The organism is Rhizobium sp. 1399 (genome assembly GCF_031455475.1).
Classification (GTDB): domain Bacteria; phylum Pseudomonadota; class Alphaproteobacteria; order Rhizobiales; family Rhizobiaceae; genus Rhizobium.
This window is the reverse complement of sequence record NZ_JAVDSU010000006.1, coordinates 203,332-227,292: the sequence shown is the minus strand read 5'-3', so window position 1 is coordinate 227,292 and position 23,961 is coordinate 203,332. Positions and strand designations below refer to the sequence as shown.

Here is a 23,961-nt window from a genome sequence, read left to right as displayed (position 1 = left end):
TTCTCCTAGGGCTTGAGGACAACCTTGATGCAACCATCCTGTTTGTCGCGAAACGTTTTGTAGAGATCAGGACCGTCCTCCAAAGACGCCCGATGTGTTATGACGAATGAAGGATCGATTTCGCCTTTCTGAATGCGCTCCATCAGAAGCGGCAGGTAGCGTTGGACGGGCGTCTGGGCCATCTTGAACGTCAGGCCACGGTTGATCGCAGAACCCAGCGGGATCTTGTCGAGATAGCCGCCGTAGACGCCGACGATCGAGACCGTGCCGAAGTTCCGGCAGCAATGGATCGCCTGACGCAAGACGTGGGGCCGGTCGGTCCCCATGAAAGTTGCGACCTTGATGCGGTCGATGCGCGAATCCCAGCTTGCCGAGGCGTCCGCCTCGGTGCCTACCGCATCGATGCAGGCATCCGCTCCGCGGCCGCTCGTCAGTTCCATGATCCTGTCGTAGATATCCTCATCCCGGAAATCGAGCGTGATGGCACCCGATCTTTGCGCGAGCGCCATGCGCTCCGGCACGGTGTCGATGGCGATTACCCGTTCGGCCCCAAGAATAAAGGCGGACTTGATCGCCATCTGACCCACTGGCCCGCATCCCCAGACCGCGATCGTCTCGCCCGGCTGGATGTTGCAGAATTCAGCCGCCATGTAGCCGGTCGGAAAGATGTCGGAAAGAAAGAGAACCTGCTCATCGCTCAGACCGTCCGGCACCTTGATCGGACCGACATCGGCATAAGGCACGCGCAGATATTCCGCCTGTCCGCCGCTGTAGCCGCCGAGCAGATGCGTATAGCCGAACAGGCCGGCGGGCGAATTTCCCCACATTTTGGTGACCTTTGAGGGATCGGGATTAGACCGTTCGCAACCTGAGAAGAAGCCCCGCTTGCAGAAGAAGCACTCGCCGCAGGAAATCGTAAAGGGAACGACGACACGATCGCCGACCTTGAGCTTGCGGTTGTCCTTGCCGACTTCGACGACCTCGCCCATCGTTTCGTGGCCCATAATGTCGCCACTATGCATGTCGGGCATGACGCCATTGAAAAGGTGAAGGTCCGAGCCGCAGATGGCGCAGGCGGTAACCTTGATGATCGCGTCGCGACCGTCCTCAATCTCCGGATCGGGTACGCTCTCGCAGCGGATGTCATGTTTGCCGTGCCAGGTAAGCGCCTTCATGCGTCGTCCTCCTCTTGTCAATTCTGCTGCCTTTGTTCCTGCATTGTCGCAAATCGGAAGCCGCTACGGCACGCGACGATCTTTGGCAGGTTCGGTTGATGATCCCAAACCTCAGCGTAGCGACCTTGTTCCCTACAAATCGTTGGCCAGTGCTATTGCGATCGCTTCTTTGGGGTCCAAGGTCGCCGGGTTGGCAAAGGCGCCTTCAGCATTGATGATCGCAGCCATTGCAGGCGGCGCCCACACGCAGTCAGCGCACCGGTTCAATCGGCCCGGCGCCCTAGCGTGTCGGCAACATAGGCGCCGCGTGTGCCCATCGGCCGGGGCGTACCGGTTGTGGTATCCTTTGTCGTCTGATGCTCAAGCTCGGCATTGAGCTCGGCGCCAATGATGAGGATGGTGACGGAGAGCCAGATCCAGACGAGCAGGCCGATCAACGCGCCGAGTGTCCCGTAGGTGGCATTATAGTTGGCGAAGTGGTCCAGATAGAAAGCAAATCCAAGCGACATTGCCGACCAGGCGATCGTCGTCAACACCGCTCCCCAGGTCAGCCAGCGCAACCTTGCTGGTTCGCGGCTCGGTGCGAACCGATAGATCGTCGTGACCGCGCCGGCGACGATGATGAGCAGCAACGGCCAGCGGCCAAGAGGGCGAGCTTCTCTTTCAACCCGTCGAGCCAGACATAGGACAGAATGAGCGGTATGACCGCAATCAGTGCCACGACCGCGATTGCGCCGACGATGGTGCAGAGCGTGAAGGCAAGGCCTATAAGGTTGAGGCGGACGAGCCCGCGTTTTTCCTTTTCCTCGTAAGCTACGTCCATCGCATCAAAAAGGGCGAGCGTGCCGCTATGAGTGCTCCACAGCGCGAAAGCAAGGCCGACGAAAAACGTTATTCCCAGACTTTCTTCCCGTCGGCCGGCGAGCGCCCGGATCTGGTCGGCAACGATGTCAAAGGCGCCGGGTGGCAGCATGATCGCAAGCTTGCGCAGATGATTTGCGATGGTGAGCGGATCGGCGGCGAGGCCGTACAGGGAAACGAGAGCGGCAAGAGCGGGAAACATCGCCAGCAGCAGGTAGAAGGTCACACCCGCCGCGATCAGCATCACCCTGTCTTCGCTGACCTCCCCGACAACGCGCCAGAAAACGTCCCGCAACCCTCGCATTGGGATTTCTTCCGGAACATCGGCCTCTCTGCCGCGACCAACATCGTGACCGGGCGCAGCATTTATCTGAGATCGACCCCTGACCCCTCCAAGAGACAAAGCGAGGCCAGCAACAGCCGCAAGCCCCAACATAATTTTGGGTACGTTGTGCCGTCGCATTCCCATAGTTATGTGCTCCGTTGCTTGCCACTAGGCCCTATGCAATGAGGTCAACCAGATATCAAAGCTATCGTTGATCGCTCGGCACGCGGCTGCTGATGGCGCAATCGTGCAAAAGGCCGATTTGTTCCAATCATCTGATTACTCTTCTGCTCGAGGGTCTGCCTGATCGTCGAGTTCCAAAAAGATGAAGGCGTTAAGACGGAAAGACTCCTGTCTGGCGCCGGGACCATCGCCCCGCGACTGTGTCCTCCGGTGAAACCAAAACCGCCGAAAGTATTAGGGTCACTCGAAGTACAGCCGAATGGACCCGGAGCCTTGTCCGTCGAAACATCGTCCCTTCTTTCCCGTCGGAATTGGCGTTATGCAGCAGGTGCTCGAGCTCGCCATAGGCCAGTATCGGCATGGCCGGGGGAAGCGCCGCCGGGTGGCGCATAGCCACTTTCCTTACTGGATTCAAAGCTGCAAGGACTTCGTTCGCCAGCTGGCTCGGGCTCGGCCGGCGGGCTGTATTTTTCTAGCGCCACAGCAAGAGGTGGGTCGCGTTGCCAGCGCCTCCTACCGTACCAAAGCTTGACTTCTGGTGGTGGCGCAGATGGGCGGTAACTGCATGACCGAGCGCGAGGACGGTACGGCATTGGGCAACATTGTTACGCGCTCAGCGCCGGTCAACGCGATTGCGCGCAGGGCCGAAACGAACAGGCTCGCGGTCGTACCAAGTGATTTTTCACCCGGTCGTGTTGATCAAGTTCACCGGATGGCCAGAACCATCAGCGCGGCTTTCCAACTGTTGGCAAGGTGAAATCCGGCGCCAGTGTGTGGGAAGCTGGAGAAGGCCGAAACCGAAGACGAGTTCAGAGAAAAGCTTCGGAATGCTCGCCTTGGTCCTGTCCGCGTCGCAAGTGCGAACCATCCTAGTCGCGGCTCAGTTTTGTCCCAGGCCACCTCGCCTGAAGTCAGGGGTCCATATATCCGGATGCCCGGATCGTCAGATTGGCCTCGGTGACGGGTATCGAAAAGATCAAGGCGCCCGTTGCCAGCGACTGTGCCGGCACGTAGTCGAATGTCGCTTCCGAGATCTCTGTCCCGCCGTCCAACCTTTTGGCCTCGCCTTGAACGTGCACCGCAGAGGCGGTCTTATTTGCATCATTTTGGACAGCGAAACGGACCTGATGGTCTGAATCCCCCGCCATAGGCGGAAGCCTTTTGATCGAGAGGCGGGGCGGCAAAGGCGATTGTGTAATCGCCTGATAAAAGATGAAACCGATCATGGCTGTCACGAGCAGCGTACTCGCCAGCCCGACCGCCCATTCGACAGGGTGAGGCTTGTTTGCGGTGCCGTTCGGCTTATCGTCCACTGGACTCCTCATAGTATCAGTCGCGCGGCAGCCGCGCCGATCGAACATGGCAGGCCAAGAACGATGACGGCGGTGAGCATCGGCCAGATCGTCGCATCTCCAAAACGCTCGAAAGTCCACAATGCGTATGCGCTGACAAGAAGGGACATCACATATCCCGGCAGTGTGAAGCGGATGACGACATGCCAGGCGGGCACCTCGTCGCCGATCTCATGTCCGCCCTTGAAGGAAACGGCATAGACGAACCCGTGCATGACAAGGAGGGAAAGTGCAACGACAGCCAGGACGTGCCATGGCGTCATTTTGTAGGATAGCAGGATCATCTCCTCGGTCGGCGCGACGTTAAGGCCAAGAAACAGCGCGCCAATCGCCATCAGAAACATCTCGCCGGCATAGTCTGCCGGCCCCTCCTGGATCGGATCGTCGTCGTCCTCGGTGTTGTCTCCCGGATCGCCATTAAGCTGGCTACGGGCGAGAAGTGCGCCGATGCTTGCCGGAACAGCCTGCACGGCGATTTTTCCAACGACCTCGTGAAATGGCTGACCAAACTGCAGGACACCGACCGCGGTCAGGACTGCGGTGGAGGAGACGATGCCAATTGCATAGGCGATGGCCGCGTCCCGGATCGCATCGCTCCAGGTATGGGTAGCCTCGAACCCGACATTGTTGGACAGAACAATGAGCAGCGGAATGTTGAGGAGAAGCAAGATCAGCAATCGGCTACGATCCATGTAGAAGCCAAGTTCCCACATCTCCATCGTCATGAACATCGGCAGGGCAAATATCAGCGCGCCTGCAAGCCCGCGGCCGAGTCCCGCAGCAAATCGGGTGCCGTTCCATTTTCTGGATTGTCTCTGCTGTGCGTTCGAAGCCATCATCGCCATGAAACTAGGCAAGCGGTGGCGCTTGGCCAGTGCCACGAGCGGCGCCAGGCAACATTGGCAAGCTATAAACATATTTGATAGACGCAGGTCGCGTAAGGCTAGGTCTTCACGACGCAAAGTCGAGCATGACCTGGTTCCGGCCAGGACCGTTTAGGACGGCAAGGCATCCTTGAACCGGACCGTTGCGGCAAGCCTTCCTCGTCAACGATTTCGAACGTCTACCCGTCCATTTCCCGGCCGGATTTCAGCCGTTCTGCCATGAGTTCACGCGCATGCGCCTTTGCTTCCTCGATTGCGACGGCAACGTTGGCGCACACGCTTCCTTCGGGGTCGCAGATTAGCTCGTCGCCATTCCTGATTTGAAAACAGTATCGCATGCTTCACCGTTTGGAGTTGCCACGTCCGTTCGCCCCGATCAACCGCTCGTATTCCTGCTCGGGAACGCCATAGGAGCCGGCCGCAAATTCTTCCAGCCCCGCACGGTTGCGGATTATGATCGACCCCCTTAGCGAGCGGATCAGGTGATGGCCTTCAAGGACGTGGAGCGAGGTCGTCACGCCGGGGCGGCGCGCCCCTAACATCAGCGCGATATAGTCGTGCGTTATCGCCATCTCGTCGGTGCGAAGGCGGTCGTGGCACATCAGGATCCAGCGTGCCAGTCGTTGCTCAAGCAGGTAGCGGACATTGGCAAGTGCTGTGTAGGCGACCTGGGTTGCAAAAACATGCATGTATTTGATAAGGGGGACCTGAAAGTTCGAACTCCTCATGGTCGCTTCGCGCATCGCGGCGATCGGAACGCGGTAACCTGCTCCCCCGACATTCATTTCGATCAGGTAAGGGACCGTATCGTCGCCGATGATCGTGGCAGTGGGCACAAAGCCTTCCCAACCGAACATGCCGGCTTCCGCCATCTGGCCTGTCGACGAAACAGTCATGACAGCCCCGACGCCGCTTTCGAGAAAATAGACATGTTCGAGCTTTTCCCGAGGCACGGCAATCCTGAATTGCGACGGGAGATCGACCATCTCCAGGTACGGCGAAAGGAGGCCAAAATCGTCCCGATCGAGAGCCGTCAGCATACGATTGGATATTTTATCCTGGCTAGGGCCCATCTCTTCCTCCCATCGCCACTGGCCAGGAGCACGCCGCAGGGCCGGCCCGGAGGCGTATCAATCTCTATTGAACGCCATTTCAGAGCTCGTGGTTCCGGTCCTGCTCGCAGATAAACATCATTGTCGCCAGAGGCGGAAGATCCGCGAGAAGCGATTGACTACGGCCATGCGCCTCGACGGGCTGCGTGTCCCGGTCGCCAGTTCCTGCGCCCGCTCCGCCATATACGGCCGCATCGGTGTTGAGTATTTGCCGCCAGCGGCCGGAAAATGGGACCCCGATCCGGTAACCGGGCCGTGACATCGGGGTGAAGTTTGAAACCACCAGTATCGCAGAGCGCCGTTCGCGGTCATAGCGCAGCATTGCGAGGACCGAGTTTTCCGCATCGTCGGCAACTGCCCATTCGAAGCCGTCAGCCTCGGTGTCGCCATAGTGCAAGCAGGGAAAATGTCGGTAAACGCGGTTGAGATCCCGCACCAGCCGCTGCAGGCCAGCGTGAACAGGATCATCCAGAAGATCCCATTCGATGGAACCGTCATGGCTCCATTCCGATCTCTGGCCGATCTCGCATCCCATGAAGATGAGCTTCTTGCCGGGGTGGCCCCACATGAAACCGAAGAGGGCGCGCAGATTGGCCATTTTCTGCCACTTGTCCCCCGGCATCTTCGAAAGCATCGACGCTTTCCCGTGAACGACCTCGTCATGGGAGAATGGCAGAACAAAACGCTCGCTATAGGCATAAATCATGCCGAAGGTCATCGAGCCGTGATGATATTTCCGGTAAATCGCATCGTCGGACATGTAATGAAGCGTGTCATGCATCCAACCCATGTTCCATTTCATGTCGAAGCCCAGGCCGCCTGCTTCAGGTGACTTGGTCATGTTTGGAAAGGCGGTCGATTCCTCCGCGATCATCAGTGCATTCGGGTAGCGTTCGTGGACGATGCTGTTGAGGTGCTTGAAGAATTCGATGGCTTCGAGGTTTTCGCGCCCGCCATAGCGGTTCGGTACCCATTCGCCATCCGCGCGGCTATAGTCGCGGTAGAGCATCGATGCGACGGCATCGACGCGCAATCCGTCGATATGATAGTGCTCCAGCCATTCGAGCGCGCTGGCGATGAGAAAGCCTTTGACCTCGTTGCGGCCAAGATTGTAGATCAGGGTATTCCAGTCTTGATGAAACCCTTCTCGCGGGTCTTCATGCTCGTAAAGCGCAGTCCCGTCGAACTGCGCCAGGCCCCACACGTCAGTCGGAAAATGCGCCGGAACCCAATCAAGCAAGACACCGATACCGGCGCCGTGGCAGCGATCGACGAAATAGGCAAAATCTTCGGGTGTGCCGTAGCGACCGGTCGGTGCGAAGAGACCGAGTGGCTGATAGCCCCAAGATCCACCGAAGGGATGCTCCATGATCGGTAGTAGCTCAATGTGAGTGAAGCCCATGTCGCGAACGTAGGGAAGGAGCCGCTGCGACAGCTCTACCCAGTCGAGCGCGCGTGCGCCATCCTGCATGTCGCGCAACCAGGAGCCGGCATGAACCTCGTAGATCGAGAATGGCTCGCCCAGCCGGTCCGCCCGCCGCCGCCCCCCGTCCATCCATGCGGCGTCACTCCAGGAGAACGGGTCGATCGAGGCGACAACGGAGGCGGTCGACGGCGCCGGCTCTGCCGCCCGTGCCACCGGATCAGCCTTCTGGGCGAGAAGATTGCCGTGCCGATCGAGGATCTCGAACTTATAGCGCTCACCAACGGTAAGATGAGGGATGAATATCTCCCATATGCCGGCCTGCGGGCGAAGTCGCATCGGATGACGGCGGCCGTCCCAGGAATTGAAGTCGCCGACGACCGATACGCGCCGAGCATTCGGTGCCCAGACGGCGAAACGTACGCCGGCCACTTTGTCGACTTCAAGCGGGACGGCGCCCAGTACTCTGGTGAGATTATAATGCGTGCCTTCCGAAACGAGATGAAGGTCGAGCTCGCCAAGCAGCGGCCCGAAACTGTAGGGATCATCGGTCAGCTGGACCCCGTCTGGCCAGTGGATCCTCAGACTGTAAGGGCCATGGTCGGCAAGGATCGCTCCAAAGAGGCCGGTCGGGTGAACGAGATCGGCCGAAGCAAGCGGTGCACCACTCTGGCGATCGATCACCTCAAGTCCCAATGCTCCAGGAAGAAAAGCTCTGAAGCTGACGCGGCCGTCACCGGCCGGGTGCATGCCGAGGATCGAAAAAGCATCGCCATGCCTTCCCTCGGTGAGAGCTTGCAGCGCATCCGCCTCCAAACCGAAGAAGATGTCGGCGAGGTCGGTTATCATAAGCGGGTCTCCGAAAGTCGGGTCAGGATGTTGGCAAAGCCATTGAGCGGGATCGGCAGCCATTTCGGACGGTTTCGCGCTTCATAGGCGATCTCGTAGGCGGCCTTTTCGAGGAGGAAAATGTCGAGGACGCGCCGGATCTCTTCCGAGGTCTTCGGCAGATCGGGTGAGGCTGAAAGCGCCTTGACATATGCCTGCAGGAACACCTGTTCTGCGCTTCTGCCAAAACGGGTAATGACCTCACGACGCCGTGCATCGTGATGATCGGATATCGCGTCATTTTCGAGCATGGCAGTCGCCGTCAGGTAGTCCAGCGAACGCAACAGGCCGGCAGCGTCACGGAGTGGGCTTGTCTTGGCCCTTCTTTCAGCGAGGTTGCGTGCCGGTTCTCCCTCGAAATCGATGATGACGGCATCTCCTTCGGTGACCAGGATCTGGCCAAGGTGAAAGTCCCCATGCGTCCGGGTCAGCAGCGTGCCTCTTGCCAGGCCAGCGAGATCTCCGGCGAGTTTGATGATCCGGTCCTGTTTGCCAAGAAGAAGCCCGATACGCTCACGAAGGTCGCCATCGACGTCTTCGCCGATGTCCACCAGTTTGGAAAACGCATAGGCGATTTCGCCGGTGACGGATTTTCTGATGACATCGACGTCCCCATCGCCCGCCCGGAACGGTGAAAATGCCTCGTCTTCGGTCGGTCGTGACAGGAGCACATGCAGTTCACCAAGCCGCTCTCCGACCATGGCAACGAAGGTCAGTAGTGGTTGCAACTGCTCGTCGGCCGTCTCAATTGCGGTTTCGGTCATGACGATCTCGTCGGCAACCCGCCGGAGATTGCCAAGCATCCAATTCCACGCATCACCCTGGTTGCGGATGGCACCCTGGACGATGATCAGGGTCGAGCGCCTGCCTTCGCCATCGGTGCGTACAACCTCGCCAAGCAACGGTGCGGTATGTTCATATCCGTGCTCGGTCAGATGGCGGGTCATTTCGACTTCGGGATGGACGCCGATGAAGATATGGCGGATGAGCTTGATCATCGCCAGGTCGCCGACAATGAGCGAGCTGTTCGACTGTTCGGCCGATAGCCAGCGGATTGGCATGTCGTCGCTCAGCGCCAGACAATCGATCCGGTCGGTACCAACGAACTCGATCTGGCCTGTCCGACCGCTGACGATCGAGCGGTCGCAGAGCCCTCTCAGGATGCCGCGTGCCATTGTTTCGACCGCAAAACCATCGGTTAGGAAGCCGACACGCCTGCCCTGTCTTATACGCGCAAGCGACAGCTGTTGGCCAAGCACGTTCGGCGCCGTGTCGTCCCATTCGGCTGCCAGCGGCAGCTGGTAGGTTTCGACATGATCGGGAAGCACGGCCTCCAGCTCGCCGAGCACGACACCCTCGGCAAACGGAATGGGTGACGCCGAGACAAGCCGCGCCTCTTGAAGGGGCTGGTCCTTGGCGCCGAACCAGCGGCGCTTGGACAGATAGGCCGGCAGAATATCGCGGCTGAGGATCGCCGCATGCTGGGGCTGTTCGACGAGCTCCGTCAGACTGCGCCGGACGACGAGCGTGAGGAAGTCGGCCAATTGCTCGGGCGGGGCCATGCGCCAGGCGGGACCATCTGCTTCGGCATTGAGCTGGAACCAGAAAAATCCATAGGGAGGCAAGGTCAGCAGATAGGTCAGCTGGCCGATCGGCGGGAAAGGCGACATACCGGTCAGCTCGATGGGAATGCGGCCTTCGAAGGCTGATAGGTCGAGCTCGACAGCCTGGGGGAGCCGCGAGAGATTGACCACGCACAGGATGACTTCGTCGTCATGCTCGCGAAGATAGGCAAGAATGCGCCGGTTGCTCGGCGTGAGAAAACGCAGCGTGCCGCGCCCGAAGGCGCTGTGGCGGCCGCGCAATGCCAGCATGCGCCGGGTCCAGTTCAACAGGGAATGGGCATCGGAGACCTGTGCCTCGACATTGAGGGCCTCGAACCCATAGAGCGCATCGGCAACCAGCGGCAAGACGAGGCGAGCGGGATCTGCTCGCGAAAAGCCACCATTGCGGTCGGGCGACCATTGCATCGGCGTTCGCACGCCATCCCGGTCGCCAAGATAGATATTATCGCCCATGCCGATCTCGTCTCCATAGTAGACGACGGGCGTACCGGGCATGGACAGGAGGAGCGCGTTCATCAATTCGATACGCCGGCGATCACGCTCCATCAGCGGCGCCAGGCGGCGACGGATGCCCAGATTGATCCGGGCGCGCTTGTCGGATGCATAGGTCTCCCAGAGATAGTCGCGCTCGGCGTCGGTCACCATTTCCAGTGTTAGCTCGTCATGGTTCCTCAGGAAGATCGCCCATTGGCAGGTCTCGGGTATGTCGGGCGTCTGCCGCATGATGTCGGTGATCGGAAAGCGGTCTTCCTTGGCGATTGCCATGTACATGCGCGGCATCAACGGGAAATGGAAAGCCATGTGGCACTCGTCGCCATTCCCGAAATATTCGCGTGTGTCCTCCGGCCACTGGTTTGCCTCGGCTAGCAGCATCACGCCTGGATGGGTGGCATCTAGCGCTGCGCGGATCTGTTTCAGGATCGCGTGAGTTTCGGGCAGGTTCTCGTTGTTGGTGCCCTCACGCTCCACTAGATAGGGGATCGCGTCGAGCCGAAAGCCGTCGATCCCGGTTTCGAGCCAAAAGCGCATGATATCGATGAGCTCCTCCATCACCCGGGGATTGTCGAAGTTCAGGTCCGGCTGATGGGAATAGAAGCGGTGCCAGTAATAGGCACCGGCGACCGCATCGAAGGTCCAGTTCGATTTTTCCGTATCCAGGAAGATGATGCGGGTCTCGGGAAATTTCTGGTCATTGTCGGACCAGACGTAAAAATCGCGGTCAGGGCTGCCGGCCGGCGACTGCCTGGCTCGCTGGAACCAGGGATGCTGGTCGGATGTATGGTTGATGACGAGCTCGATGATTACCCGGATGTTGCGTTCGTGGGCGGCCGCGACGAATTTGCGGAAATCGTCGATCGTCCCGTAATCGGGACTGACATTGCGATAGTCGGCAATGTCGTAGCCGTCATCGCGCCGTGGCGAGGGAAAGAATGGCAGGAGCCAGATGGCGTTGACGCCGAGCGCGGCGATATGATCGAGTTTCTGATAAAGGCCCTCGAAATCACCGATCCCATCGCCGTTGGCGTCGTAGAAGGACTTGATGTGCAACTGATATATGATCGCATCCTTGTACCAGAGCACGTCGTCAGTGATCGTTTTTCTGTCTTCCGTGAAGGCTATGTCCATCTCAGGCCTCCCCTGCCCTGACCCGCCATATGGCGAAAGGCAAATGGGCCGGGTCCAGCCTGATCGTTTGCCACTTTCCGGTTCGCGTGAAATTCTGGCCAGTGACGAGATCCTCTAATGCGAGCGTGCCTGTATCGGCCACACCGTACTGCCAGAGCGGGAACTCGACGTTGCTTTCCTCGATGCCGTTGGGATTGAGCGTCACCGCGATCAAGAGGGCGTTGTGGCGTCCGGCCCCCGCCTTTTCGAAAAACATGATCTTTTGGTTCGACGAGGGCAGCAGCGTCAGGCCGAGATGCGATTGCAGCGCGAGATTGTCCCTGCGGATCCGGTTCAGCATGGCGATTTCCGCCTTGATATTGCCCGGGCGGTCGTAGTCCCAGGCGCGGATTTCGTATTTTTCGCTGTCGGCATATTCCTTGCGCTTGGCGTCGGGGCGCCCTTCGCAAAGCTCGAAGCCGTTATAGACGCCCCAGAGACCGGAGAGCGTTGCGGCAAGCGCAGCGCGTATGACATAGGCAGGACGCGGCGCGTTCTGCAGGAAATCCGGGTTTATGTCATGCGTGTTGACGAAGAAGTGCGGGCGGAAAAATTCGCGAGCCTCGCTCGTCGTGAGCTCGCTCATATACTGCTCGAGCTCCCATCTTTCGTTGCGCCAGGTGAAGTAGGTGTAGGATTGTGAGAAGCCGATCTTGGCCAGACGATACATGACCTTCGGGCGGGTGAAGGCCTCCGACAGGAATATGACGTCTGGATGGCGCGCCCGGATATCCCCGATCATCCATTCCCAAAAGGGAAAGGGTTTTGTATGCGGGTTGTCGACGCGAAACAGCTTGACCCCTTCATCGACCCACATCTCGACGATGTCGCGCAGTTCCGCCCAGAGCGCTGGTATGGCGTCCTCGGCGTAAAAATCGACATTGACAATGTCCTCGTATTTTTTCGGAGGGTTCTCGGCGTAACGAATGGTGCCGTCGGGGCGCCAGTCGAACCAGCCGGGATGTTCGCTCAGCCAGGGATGGTCGGGAGAGGCCTGGATTGCGAGATCGAGCGCGATTTCTAATCCAAACCGCCTCGCTTCATCAACCAGGCGCTCGAAGTCGTCGAAGGCGCCGAGCTCAGGATGAATGGCCTCGTGGCCGCCGGCTTCCGATCCAATCGCGTAAGGGCTGCCGGGATCGGCGGGGGCGGCGACCAGTGAATTGTTGCGGCCCTTCCTGTTGGTGCGGCCGATCGGATGGATCGGCGGGAAATAAAGAACGTCAAACCCCATGTCGCGGATCGCCGGCAGGCGTGCGATGACGTCCTCAAACGTACCGTGGCGGTTCGGATCGCCGCTCTGCGAGCGCGGAAAAATCTGGTACCAGCTCGCGAAGGCCGCCTCGCGCCGCTCCGACTCGACGCGATACACAGCTGATCGGGACTTGAAGGGCCGCCGATCGGCAAAACTCATCAGCTCGGCCATTCGCGGGGCAAGCAGGATGTCGAGCTTGCCCATGCCTTCACGGCGCTCGAGTTCGGCCAGGAATGCGCCAAGCTCGGTCCGTTGCTCCATCCTCATGGTGTCGGCGGGCTCAGCCGCGGCCCTGGCAATGAGTTCCTGTCCCTCGATCAACTCCAGCCGCAGGTCGAGCCGGGCCTCGTGCTTTTTAAGAAGTTCGTACCGGAAGATGGCGAAGGGGTTTTTCCAGGCTTCCACGCAAAATTCGAAACGGCCTACCCGATCGAGAACGAAACTCCCTTGCCATCGGTCATTTTCGGAAAGTGCCATGCGTGCCTCATGCCATTCCCCTTGGCCGCGTGGACGATAGAGAAGTGCCGCTGACAGGGGGTCGTGACCGTCGGTGAAGATATCGGCCTCGACCATGACGGCCTCGCCGATGATGCGTTTGACAGGAAACCGACCGTCGTCAACCTGCGGCTCGACTTTTTCGATGGCGATGCGGGGCGATCGCGTGGCGTCATTAAGCACCAACTCCCCTGCTTCGGCCGTTATGGCGGGACGAGCTCGGGTTGCAATGACGCAAACCTCGCCGGGGCCGAGACGTCGGCCGGCCGAGACCGCATCGACGGGCACGAATGGCGAGACTAGGCGATTGAGGATCGTTTCGGGGACGGTGCCCGGGCGACGCAAGTCCCTGTTGACTGCTATCAGCCGCACCTCCTCGGCAGTCCTGATATCTGGCCTGTTGGCCTGCGCGATGACCGTCACCTGAGGTGACATCTCGCTTTTGAGAAGCAGTCGCGGCCTGGACGCGTCGTTGTCACCCGATATCAGGTTACGCAACTCGGTCGAAATATCGAAGGCGCCTTCAGCTTTAACACGACGCAGACCGCCACCATGGCCATGCGTCGGATCGAGCGGCAGCATTGCACCGAATTCGAAGCCCATCGGCACGAGAAGTCCGTCGCCGAACTCGACCGCCAAACGCAGCGCGCGGCGCGACCGTCTCTCACGGATCTCCCTGCTTTCCGTGCCGTGAGCAAGCCGCTTGGCGAAAGGCGCTTCCGGAAAGGCAATCTGCGGTCCGAGCGAGCGCTGCAGCCGATATTCCTCCAGGATCCAGCTTTCACGCAGATCCCACCAAGCAAACGACGAGAAGCTGCCATCGAAGCCGCAGTCGCGCAAAGCATGGCGCAGCGCAAAGTCGGTTCCCGGCGTATAGGCAAAATAGCGTGTTGTTGGGTTTGCAGCCCTGGAGGCAGCGATCAACTGCTGCCAGTCGCGGGGCGACAACACATCCAGCCCGACAATCCGGTAGCCGGCAATGCCGCAAGCGGCAAAGACTGCCAACCGAGCCTGCCACTCCTCGATCACGGCGCTTGATGGGAAAGGCCCGGCTTCGAATGGCGTCACCGGCGATCGTCGCGGGTCGAGAGACAGCGATTCCAGATCACGCTCTTCGCCACCCCGGCTGACGGCAAGGTCCAGCATCAATTCGACGCCACGTTCCTTTGCATCCCTTGCAAGGCTGGCGACGGCTTCGTCGCAGGGCCCTTGCAACTGAAGGGCCGGATCGAGCGCCTGGTAATCCAGCGCTGAAAAAAGACTCTCTCCGGTTCTCAGAAATGGTGGGGCTGAGAGTACTGTATCGAAACCCAGAAACCGGGCATGATCGAAGACCTCCAACCATCGGTCCCTGCCAGATAACAAAAGCGGATTGACGTAGTAGATCCGCGGAGGATTGGTGGAAGCGGTCGGTTGAGATGCTGTCGTCATCAGTCGGTGGGTCTCCACGCGTCCAATCGAATGGCCGATCTTGCAATTGCCGAGTTCAACCAGCGAAGGCTTTAGTTGTTCCCTGGCGACGCGACACAGGATGAGGTCGACCGGTGGATGTCGCCGACGGTTCCATTTTATGAAGAGACATTATGTCGGATGGGCTTGGGGAGCCGACGGTTCCCCGCCGACCTCGTCCTGTGCGACTATTAACCCGGCACGCTACCCGTATGGATAGGAACGGTAGCGCGAACTGAAATGGGACAAGCTTGGGCCGCCCGTTTCGATATGATCGGTGACGGTCTTTGCCAGCGCAGCGAAATCGTAGGGCTTGGTCAGAAAAGCAGCACCCCTGATATGCGAAATATCGACCTTGCGCCCTGACGTCACCCATATCGGAACGGATGATCTTGTCCTCCTCACAAGTCCGGCAAGGTCGAGACCTGTCAGGCCGCCAGGCATGTCGACATCCGTGATGAGCGCCTCGATCTTGTCATGTCTGGAAAAAGCAGCCACCGCTTCGAGGACGGTCCCGCATTCGATCACCACGTGCCCCGCATCGATCAACGCGTCGGCGAGCGCGAAGCGGATCAGCATTTCGTCTTCCACGATCAGCACTTTTGCCATTCCCGCACCTCTATGTGTTGAGATGACAGAGGAACGTCGCGATGTCCCATTCCGATACAATTGACGACCAGAGACCTGCGTTTATGGTTAATCAATTGTGAATGAATGGTCGGCCTTGGATTACACGGGCTGACATTTGGAAGTGTGGCTTGTCGAAGGTGCGGAGTGGCAAACTCGATCCGCAGGGAACCACCTGCAAAAACCCCTCCCCGGCCGGGGCCGGTGCGCTATCGCGTCGAGCCGTAAATCCATGCGATGGCTGCGGTGATGGCAACAGCGGCAAGCGGATTGCTTTTGATCCACCCTCTGGCACCGTCAAGAAATCCTTCCTGCTTTTGCGGTTCGCTTGCTGGCGGCGCTCCGGCCACCGACGTGCTGGATTGCGAGACCGGATCGGAGGCTGGAAACGTATCCTCTAGGGCCTGGTCCAGCTCGCCCTTGTTTTCCTGCTCCTTGTTCTTGGCCTTGTCGAGTTCGTATGCCTTTACGGCGGGGGATTTCACGGCGTTCATGTCTTTTCTCCACGTGTTCGCCCTTTTTAACGTCGTCCCGGTTTTGAAGTTCCGCGGCTGGCCGCAAGGGCGCTTTGAGGCCCTGAGACCAGAGACGTTCTGGTGCTTTGCCGGCGCCAGCTTGGCATCTGCTGGCAGCGGCAGATTGGGCGGAGGATGAAGTAGTCGGGATCCTCCATGCCGAAACCGAAAGCTCTTCGGCGTCGGAGATCGCCGACCGGCAGGCACGACCGATCGGCTTGGTCCCGTCTTCTTCGCTACGACGGCGCAGGACGGTTGGGCTTATACGGCTTAGAAAAAGCGCTCCCGATAGGAAAGGACGCCTGGAGGCGGCTCACTGTCCGAGGGCGGCAGACGCGTGATCCAGGTTATCCCGTGTGCGCGGATCGGCGTTCATGTCGCGCTCCGGCTGGTCGGTCGGGCAATTCCAGAACCGATGACACTACGCAGAACCAATGATATTATCGTCGGCCAGCGTCGGTAATCCCGGCTGTTCCTGGCCTCCCGCCGCGCGGCCAAAATCGCTTCTACGATCGGCCGCGATCATCGGCGATCATGTCAACTTCCCGACCAGAGCCGCATAGTCGGAGAACGTGAAACGTTGGCCACGCTGATGGGCCTGGTTCGCCAGGCTTAGGAGGTGGATCGGAACAGGACGGCGGCCTGATTGGCCTCGGATAGCTGATGGGTGTCGTCCTGCTCGACAGCGCTTCTTGCCCGTTCGAGTGCAGCGCCAATTTCCTTGTGCTCCAGCACGTCCCTATCGGCCAGCGTCTCGCAGAGCGAGGCGAGCGCCATGACCATGCCTTCCAGTTGAAGATTGGCGGTATTCAAATTGTCCTCCAGCGATGGGGTTGGTGTGCGATCCTGGCCCGTCAGGCCGTTGGATCGCGAACGGATTTCGGCACTTCTTCGAGCAGCAGTCTGAATTCGGTGATCGGCCGTCGATCTTCATCGAAGAGCTCGACCGAGACTATATTAAGCGGTGCTTCAGGCAGGCCGTCGCGGGCCATCTCGGCAAGGGCAAGCCGTGCCTGCTGCTTTGCATCCTCAAGGCTTGGAAACTCATGTGCAAGTTCGGTCGGTTCCGGGCTCGTGCGATCGATGACCTGAAAGATGAATTTTGGCATCGCGACCTCCATGCCCGACAACATCGGACAGCTCTCTTTGTTCCCGCGCGAGAGGATGCTGCTGTCGACAAGCGATGAAAGTCGACGTGACTTGCCGGCCCAACTTGCCTGTTCGGGTGCTTCAGTGGAAATTGCGGCTTTTGACCTTCAGAGTGTCGATATGCAGGTCCGGGATGAAGATGTCGCGCGACTTCATCGCCGCCGCCGCCGTTTCGCGCGGATCGGCTCTTTCGGGAGAACCATGGGCAAACTCGTCTCCCCTTCCCGTCGCCAGGCGGAATTCCACATCCCGGTCAGCAAGATCGTTCAGGCTGCTCGACATGTCGAAGAGTTGCTGGGCAACGAGATGAACGACATCGCCCTCCCGCTGGATGCGCCCGTTGATCGCCATCATCGAGGCGCCGAGCGCAATCCGTCTCGACCGCTCAAAGAGCTTGGGCCAGATGACGACATTGGCAACCCCTGTCTCGTCTTCCACCGTCAGGAAAATCACACCCTTTGCCGAGCCCGGCCGCTGACGCACCAGGACCAGTCCGGCCGCCATCAACCATCGGCCGTCGGAGGCCGACATTGCCTCCGAACAGGTGACGATGCGGCGCTCGGTAAGCTCTCGACGTAGGAAACTGACCGGATGGTCCCGAAGCGTCAGTCCTGTATGCCCGTAGTCGAGGACGACGTTATGACCCTCAGCCATCGGCCGGAGGTCGACGGCTGGCTCCTGTTGCTCTCCGACCGTCCTTTCCCCCCGTGCGGCGGCCGCCGCAAAGAGCGGCAATGGCTCATCTCTTAGCGCCTTGATCGCCCATAGGGCATCGCGACGCTCGAGGCGGAAGGAGGGTCGGAAAGCATCCGCCTCGGCAAGTTCCACCAGGCAGGCGGCGGGAACACCGGAACGACGCCACATGTCGTCGACACTGTCGAAGGGTTGATCGGCTCTTGCAGCGACGATCCGCGCGGCATCAGCCGTTGCCAGGCCACGTACCATGCGCATGCCGAGCCGAACTGCGAGCCGGTTGGAACCCGCGACCGGTTCCAGCGTGCAATCCCAGCGGGACCGGTTGACGCAGACGGGCCGGATGGCGACGCCGTGTTCCCTTGCGTCGCGCACGATTTGGGCCGGCGCATAAAAACCCATCGGCTGGCTGTTCAACAATGCCGCACAGAAGACATCCGGATGGTGGCACTTCATCCAGTTCGAGGCATAGGCAATCAGCGCAAAGCTTGCGGCATGGCTTTCCGGAAAACCATAGGAACCGAACCCTTCGAGCTGACTGAATGTCTTTTCGGCAAATTCGGGCTCATAGCCGTTGCGGATCATTCCGGAGATCAGCTTGTCCTTGAAGCGGCTCACCCCGCCGGTGAATTTGAAGGTCGCCATGCTTTTTCTGAGCTGATCGGCCTCACCGCCGGTGAAGCCCGCGCAGACCATGGCGACCTTCATGGCGCTTTCTTGAAACAGCGGTACGCCGAGCGTCTTGGCGAGAACGGATTCCAGCTCGGGCGTCGGATATTCGGGCTTCTCCTTGCCCTCCCGGCGACGGAGATAGGGATGCACCATGTCGCCCTGGATTGGACCGGGGCGGACGATCGCGACCTGGATGACGAGATCATAGAAGGTTTCGGGCTTGAGGCGTGGCAGCATCGACATTTGCGCGCGGCTCTCGATCTGGAAGGTGCCCAACGTATCGGCCTTGCGGATCATTGCATAAGTCTTCGCATCTTCCTGCGGGATCGTCGCAAGATCGAGATCTACATTCTTCTCCTTGCGCAGCAAGGCAAAGCTCTTGGCCATGCATGTCAGCATGCCGAGCGCCAGCACGTCGACCTTCATGAATTTGAGTGCCTCGACGTCATCCTTGTCCCACTCGATCACCTGCCGATCGACCATGGAGGCCGGCTCGATCGGCACCAGATCGTCGAGCCGGTCATGCGTCAACACGAAGCCGCCCGGATGCTGGCCGAGATGGCGTGGCGCACCCATCAGCTGCTGGGCAAGGCGGAGGGTGAGTGCAAGCCGGCGGTCGTCGGGATTGAGGTTTAGGTCCCGAACATGTTGTTCACCGACGGCCTCGCTCCAGACCCACACCCCCGATGAAAGTGCCTTGATCAAATCCTCGGGCAGTCCGAGCGCCTTGCCGACGTCACGGATGGCGCCCTTCGTCCGGTAGCGCGTGACAGTGGCGCAGAGTGCCGCCTTATGGCGCCCGTACGTCCTGTAGATCCACTGGATGACCTCCTCGCGCCGTTCGTGTTCAAAGTCGACATCGATGTCGGGCGGCTCGTCGCGTTCCCGGCTGACGAAACGTTCAAACAAAAGGTCGTTGGTGTCAGGGTCGATGCTGGTAATGCCGAGAATGTAGCAGATGGCACTATTGGCGGCCGAGCCCCTCCCTTGACAAAGGATGCCCTGGCTGCGGGCGTAACGAACGATCGAAAACACCGTCAGGAAGTAAGGCGCGTAGCGCATTTCCTTGACGAGATCGAGCTCGTGGCGGATGGAGCAAAGCACCTTCTGCGGCAAGCCATCGGGATATCGCGCCGGGATGTGTTCCCGGACATAGTGTTCAAGCGACTGCTGCGCGTCCATGCCGGCAACAATTGCTTCCTCAGGGTACTGATAGGTCAGTTCTTCCATGGAGAACGTGCAGCGCGCGACAATCTCCATCGTCCGCGCAAGCGCTTGCGGATAGCGTGCAAACAGCCGCTGCATTTCCTCCGGCGACTTGAGGTACCGGTCGGCATGGCGTTCGCGCTCGAAACCGACATCGTCGATCGTCGTGCGGTTTCGAATGCAGGTCACCACGTCCTGCAACTGCCGCCGGGCGGGCTCGTGAAAGAGCACGTCATTGGTGACGACGGTTTTGACCTTGTGGCTGGCAGCCATCACGGCAATTTCGTGCAGCCGGAGCTGATCGTTCGGCCGGCGTCTGAGGCTCAAAGCTGCATAGGCTCTGTTTTGGAAAATCTCCGCCGTCTTTCTGAGCTGGAGGGCGCATGTCTCATCGGCGAGATCCGGCACCAGGATGGCGATCAGCCCTTCCGCATAGAGAGCGACGTCGTCGAGCGTCAGGATGCATTTGGCCTTCCCGCCCCTGCTCTTTCCGAGCGTCAGCAATCGTGCCAGCCGCGAGTAGGCCGCACGGTCTGTCGGGTAGACGAGGATCGACATGCCGTCCGCCAGGTCGAGACGACAGCCGACGACCAGGCGAAGACCGGTGGCTCGCGATGCCTCCAGTGCCCGCACGATACCCGCTAGCGAATTGCGGTCGACAATGCCGAGAGCCTCTATGCCGATGGCCTTGGCGGTCGCAAACAGTTCGTCGGCCGAGGATGCGCCGCGCAAAAAAGAAAAATGCGTCGTGACCTGCAGCTCGGCATAGCTCATGTGAAGATTCCATGCATGAACCAACGATGCGATCCGGTCTCGGGGTCGACACCGTCGCCAGCGCGATAAATCCAGTAGCGTTCACCGGTCTCGTCCGCGACGGTGAAATAGTCGCGCACGGCGACCCATTCCGACGATCGCTGCCACCATTCACCGAAGATGCGCTCGGGCCCGTCGGCCTGTTTCACCCGGTATCGCTTACCGCGCCAGGTGAACCACACGGGAGGGTGGTCGGGCAGCAGCGCCATGACCTCGATCGGTTCCGGGCGATCCATCAGCCGGACCGGGCGCGGCCAGTTCAACGGCCAGCTCTGTCCCTGCTCTTCGGCGACAGGCGAGATGCTTTGCAGTGATCGCTCCGCAACGTCGCTGGCCACGGCGCGACGCGGTAGAGACGGAATTTTCCACGATTGCCGAGAATGTCGACGAAAGCGCCGATATCGACCTTGGCCTCTTCGATTAGGGCGGAAGCAAACTGCCTGTCTTCAAGCGGCTCGACCATGATGGCAGCAAGGCTGAGCTTCTCGATGCCGAAGCCCGGATCGATGCGTTCGATCCGATCGTGCAGGAGTTTGGTCAGCCAGGCAATGTCGCGGACAGGCTTTGCAGTTCCGGCCCTCAGCGCCTGGACCGTATTGTCGACCCGGTGGACGATGAGGTCCGTGCGGCGTACGCCAAGGCCCCTTGCCTGAAGGACACGGCAGAGCCTGTGCACCAGCAGCGAGACATATTTGGCGATCGTCTCCGCAGCGCCGATCGGATCTGCGAAGGACCTTGACACTTCGACGAAGTCGGGCGAGCGGATTGGATCGATGGGCTCGGCTACCCGGCCAAACATCTGGTCGAGCCTGCGCGTGATCTCCGGGCCAAAGCGCAGGGTCAGCGGTGCTCTTGGCGTTGCCGTCAGTTCACCGACGGTGCGAAACCCGAGGATACGCAAACCTGTTACGACCTCCGCGTTGAGACGAAGCGAGGCAATCGGCAGATCGGTCACGGCATCGACTGTCCGGCCTGGTGCCACCACGCTTGTCTCGTTGCCGATCGAGCGCGCCAGCGCATGGGCTGCTCCCCAGCTGTCTGCGACCGCTGCCCGTGCCGCCAGACCTTTGGCGCGGAAGCTGTTGACCAGGCCTGACAGCATAGGCCCCTCCCCGCCCTGCAGATGGTCGGCACCCTCGGTGTCCATGACGATGCCGTCAGGTGGGTCCAAGGCAACGACAGGCGAATATCGGGTAAGCGCCCAAAGGGTGATGCGCTCCAATACCGCAAGATCGCCTGCAGGATCGGCATCGACCATGTTAAGTCCCCGCACGAATGCCTGCGCCTTGGCGGCCGGCATGCCGATAGTCAGGCCAAGCTTTGCGGCGTTTGCGTCGACCGCCGACAGCCATCGCTTCGACCCGCTCTTTGCGACCACGACAAGCGGTGCGTCAGCCGGAAGGGACGGATCGGCGCGTCTGATCCGATCTGTCCGCAGCGTCGGAAGATATACGGAGACGACCCTGGCCATCACATGCCTCGACGATGAAATCTGTACTTTCTCCGGCCTTGATCCTGATCAATTCGGCGAGCCACCTGGCTCTACCGATGCCGGGAACGGGCAGCGGCTCGGACGGCAAGACCGAAACGCGCCAGCGCGAGGCAGCGGCCGTCGGATGCCCGAAATCACTTGCTTCCGTCTGGCGTCGCCAGCGCCGGATGATCAGCCCGAGCGTTCCGGATCTCTCCGCGGCCAGTTGCAGGCGGCGTGAAACGACCATTGGCAAGCGCACCGTTTCGGCCACGACCGCGCCAAGCCCGCCGAAGCGCAAGGCCTCCTCACAGGCCTCAAGCACATATTCCTCGTGAACCGCCTCGACATAGATCACGCGATCCGGATGAAGGCCGGTCTGCGCGAGCGCGGGTGCGAAGAGATCGGGACGCGCCAGGCACCACACGACCGTGCCCTTGGTGCGGGCCGCTATGCCTGCAACAAACAAGGCAGCAGCAGCTCCGTTGACGGCGCCGGCCCCGCCTCCGGCGAATTCGTGGATAGCGCCATAGGCGAGTCCCCCGCCGGGAAGCTTCTCGTCGATTTCGCCGACACCGAAGGGCAAAACCGCCTTCGGACGGGCAGCCGCCCCTTCGAGATGCTGGATGCGCTCTCGAAGCTCGTAGATAATTCGGTTTGCGCCTGGCCGAGCCATTGTCCGGTCTTCATCATATTAAACCTATCCACACCGCAGGAAGGCGGATATGTTCTTTATTTGTTCCTAATTCAGACGTGAGTCAACGTAGCTGTAGAGGTGAATATTCCTAACAGGGCGCTATCCGCGCCTTTAATGGCAAAAAAATAGAGTTAGTTCAACTGAATGGCCGGATTCCAACCAACTTGAAAAATATCGGCATAAGAAAAAATACCTATGTTTGCTGCCCCTCCGGCCTCAACTCTCCGTGGCCGTCTGCAGGCAAATCCAGGAAATCCTTGCTGCCGCAGCAATGATCGAAACAGTCGCCCGACGGGCCGCCCGGCTCCTGACCGGATGGCCAGCTTTTGCTTTTGAAAGCAGGGAACTTTTCGTTTGGTCTGACGTTACAACGCGGCAGATAGTGCGCCGGAGCTGATGGCTGGAAGAATGATGCGCGTCCAAACACCCATTTTGACTGCCTCCGTGCTTGCAATTTTGGTTGCGCTTGTCGCCGTCAATCCATTCGGCCGTCATCTGGTCGACCCCCGCTCGACATCAGCAATTATGAGAGAGGGTCATTGACGAATGCGCCGCTCGATCTCGTCTGCGGCGTGCTCAGCTGTGAACACGCGTGGTCGGACGAAGCTTGATAGCACGGCCAAATGCCTATGATCGCGCTTATATCCCGCCTTTGAAATCCTGTTGCCTCTATCCCGCCATGCTGCCTCGTTCAGCGCAAAAGAACACAAAACCAGGAGAATGATTTGGCCCGTCCAAAAGGCAATCCGATCGACGCTGTCGTTGGACAAAACCTGCAGCGCATTCGAAAAAGCAGAGGAATTAGCCAAACCGCACTTGGTGAGGCGCTCGGCATTTCCTTCCCGCAGATCCAGAAATACGAGACAGGCATCAATCGCGTCAGCGCCAGTGCGCTTTACGAAATGGCGCGCGCCCTCGGGGTGTCACTGGATGACTTGTTCAGCGGGGCCGAACAGATTTTCAGCAACGATCCGACGCGAGAGCCAAACCTCGCCGGACGACGACCGACAGAAATCGATCAGATCCAGAACCCTGCCATTCGCGAGGCGATGCGGAGTCTCATCACGCTGGTATCCGGGCCGGGCACGCAAAATGAGGTCGGAGCGGAAATCGCGCAATAGCGTTGCGACCTGGGTCGTCGTTCACTTAATCGGGCTTTAGCCGAAGCAACCATGTGCTCGCTGTTCTGCCCAAGCGTATTCTCCACAATGACAGTACTGACGGACAAGGGCCTGCGGCACCGGCTGTGCGGCGGCAGTTGGCAGCGAGGTCGCCGTCATTGTTGCGAGACAATGTGCTCTCCAAGGACGTCCCCCACATTCAGATTATAGCTGAACAGGTGAATCTCGATATGCAGCCGCCGCTGAACCTGCTGACGGCGTCCGTGCAAAGTTTACCGAAATGTTTCCCAAGCGATGCCGAGCTA

Annotated in this window: 15 protein-coding genes and 3 pseudogenes; 2 read left to right on the top strand and 16 right to left on the bottom strand. The window is 59.7% G+C overall.

Annotation, left to right across the window (positions count from 1 at the left end; genetic code table 11):
- Positions 1 to 5: 5 nt before the first annotated feature.
- Together J2X71_RS20500 and J2X71_RS20495 are read right to left on the bottom strand one after the other, a co-directional pair.
- Positions 6 to 1,175, bottom strand: a complete 1,170-nt coding sequence (locus J2X71_RS20500) for a zinc-dependent alcohol dehydrogenase (protein ID WP_310384385.1) — start codon at positions 1,173 to 1,175, stop codon at positions 6 to 8.
- Positions 1,176 to 1,438: 263 nt separating this feature from the next.
- A pseudogene (locus J2X71_RS20495) lies at positions 1,439 to 2,505 on the bottom strand (YihY/virulence factor BrkB family protein).
- A 604-nt stretch (positions 2,506 to 3,109) separates the two neighbouring features.
- Between J2X71_RS20495 and J2X71_RS20490 the strand changes: the two are divergent.
- Positions 3,110 to 3,301 (top strand): hypothetical protein, encoded by a 192-nt coding sequence (locus J2X71_RS20490; RefSeq protein ID WP_310384383.1) that lies wholly within the window; start codon positions 3,110 to 3,112, stop codon positions 3,299 to 3,301.
- 154 nt (positions 3,302 to 3,455) lie between these two features.
- Here the strand turns inward: J2X71_RS20490 and J2X71_RS20485 are convergent, their stop codons facing one another.
- The 14 genes and pseudogenes from J2X71_RS20485 to J2X71_RS20425 all read right to left on the bottom strand — a co-directional run bounded on the left by J2X71_RS20485 (position 3,456) and on the right by J2X71_RS20425 (position 22,514).
- A complete protein-coding gene (locus J2X71_RS20485) occupies positions 3,456 to 3,857 on the bottom strand; it encodes a hypothetical protein (protein ID WP_310384381.1) in 402 nt (133 codons plus the stop codon).
- An 8-nt stretch (positions 3,858 to 3,865) separates the two neighbouring features.
- Entirely contained in the window at positions 3,866 to 4,735 is an 870-nt protein-coding gene (locus tag J2X71_RS20480) for a TIGR02587 family membrane protein (protein WP_310384726.1), read from the bottom strand.
- Between the two features lie 224 nt (positions 4,736 to 4,959).
- Positions 4,960 to 5,118: a DUF6894 family protein gene (locus tag J2X71_RS38135; RefSeq protein WP_405049733.1), complete on the bottom strand. Its 159-nt coding sequence runs from the start codon at positions 5,116 to 5,118 to the stop codon at positions 4,960 to 4,962.
- Between the two features lie 3 nt (positions 5,119 to 5,121).
- The gene (locus J2X71_RS20475; protein WP_310384379.1) at positions 5,122 to 5,853 is read right to left on the bottom strand and encodes a Crp/Fnr family transcriptional regulator; all 732 of its coding nucleotides are present in this window, start codon (positions 5,851 to 5,853) and stop codon (positions 5,122 to 5,124) included.
- A gap of 79 nt (positions 5,854 to 5,932) precedes the next feature.
- Entirely contained in the window at positions 5,933 to 8,164 is a 2,232-nt protein-coding gene (gene glgB, locus J2X71_RS20470; RefSeq protein ID WP_310384377.1) for a 1,4-alpha-glucan branching protein GlgB, read from the bottom strand.
- Positions 8,161 to 11,454, bottom strand: coding sequence for a maltose alpha-D-glucosyltransferase (gene treS / locus J2X71_RS20465; protein ID WP_310384375.1), 3,294 nt, complete (start codon positions 11,452 to 11,454; stop codon positions 8,161 to 8,163). The genes glgB and treS overlap by 4 nt, the downstream gene beginning before the upstream one ends.
- A gap of 1 nt (position 11,455) precedes the next feature.
- Positions 11,456 to 14,674, bottom strand: a complete 3,219-nt coding sequence (locus J2X71_RS20460) for an alpha-1,4-glucan--maltose-1-phosphate maltosyltransferase (protein ID WP_310384372.1) — start codon at positions 14,672 to 14,674, stop codon at positions 11,456 to 11,458.
- 222 nt (positions 14,675 to 14,896) lie between these two features.
- Positions 14,897 to 15,301 carry a response regulator gene (locus J2X71_RS20455; protein WP_310384370.1) on the bottom strand — a complete coding sequence of 135 codons (405 nt, stop codon included), beginning with the start codon at positions 15,299 to 15,301 and terminating at the stop codon, positions 14,897 to 14,899.
- A 227-nt stretch (positions 15,302 to 15,528) separates the two neighbouring features.
- Positions 15,529 to 15,813: a hypothetical protein gene (locus J2X71_RS20450; RefSeq protein WP_113325016.1), complete on the bottom strand. Its 285-nt coding sequence runs from the start codon at positions 15,811 to 15,813 to the stop codon at positions 15,529 to 15,531.
- Positions 15,814 to 16,366: 553 nt separating this feature from the next.
- A pseudogene (locus J2X71_RS20445) lies at positions 16,367 to 16,647 on the bottom strand (hypothetical protein).
- A gap of 41 nt (positions 16,648 to 16,688) precedes the next feature.
- Positions 16,689 to 16,943 (bottom strand): DUF6894 family protein, encoded by a 255-nt coding sequence (locus J2X71_RS20440; RefSeq protein WP_310384367.1) that lies wholly within the window; start codon positions 16,941 to 16,943, stop codon positions 16,689 to 16,691.
- 121 nt (positions 16,944 to 17,064) lie between these two features.
- Complete coding sequence (locus tag J2X71_RS20435) at positions 17,065 to 20,328, bottom strand: error-prone DNA polymerase (protein WP_310384365.1); 3,264 nt, start codon at positions 20,326 to 20,328, stop codon at positions 17,065 to 17,067.
- Positions 20,325 to 21,838 (bottom strand): annotated as a pseudogene (locus J2X71_RS20430) (DUF6504 family protein). Before J2X71_RS20430 ends, J2X71_RS20435 begins: the two are co-directional and overlap by 4 nt.
- The gene (locus J2X71_RS20425; RefSeq protein WP_310384363.1) at positions 21,759 to 22,514 is read right to left on the bottom strand and encodes an ImuA family protein; all 756 of its coding nucleotides are present in this window, start codon (positions 22,512 to 22,514) and stop codon (positions 21,759 to 21,761) included. The pseudogene J2X71_RS20430 and the gene J2X71_RS20425 overlap by 80 nt, the downstream one beginning before the upstream one ends.
- A 746-nt stretch (positions 22,515 to 23,260) precedes the next feature.
- Between J2X71_RS20425 and J2X71_RS20420 the strand changes: the two genes are divergently transcribed.
- The gene (locus J2X71_RS20420; protein ID WP_310384362.1) at positions 23,261 to 23,656 is read left to right on the top strand and encodes a helix-turn-helix transcriptional regulator; all 396 of its coding nucleotides are present in this window, start codon (positions 23,261 to 23,263) and stop codon (positions 23,654 to 23,656) included.
- The last annotated feature ends 305 nt before the right edge of the window (positions 23,657 to 23,961 follow it).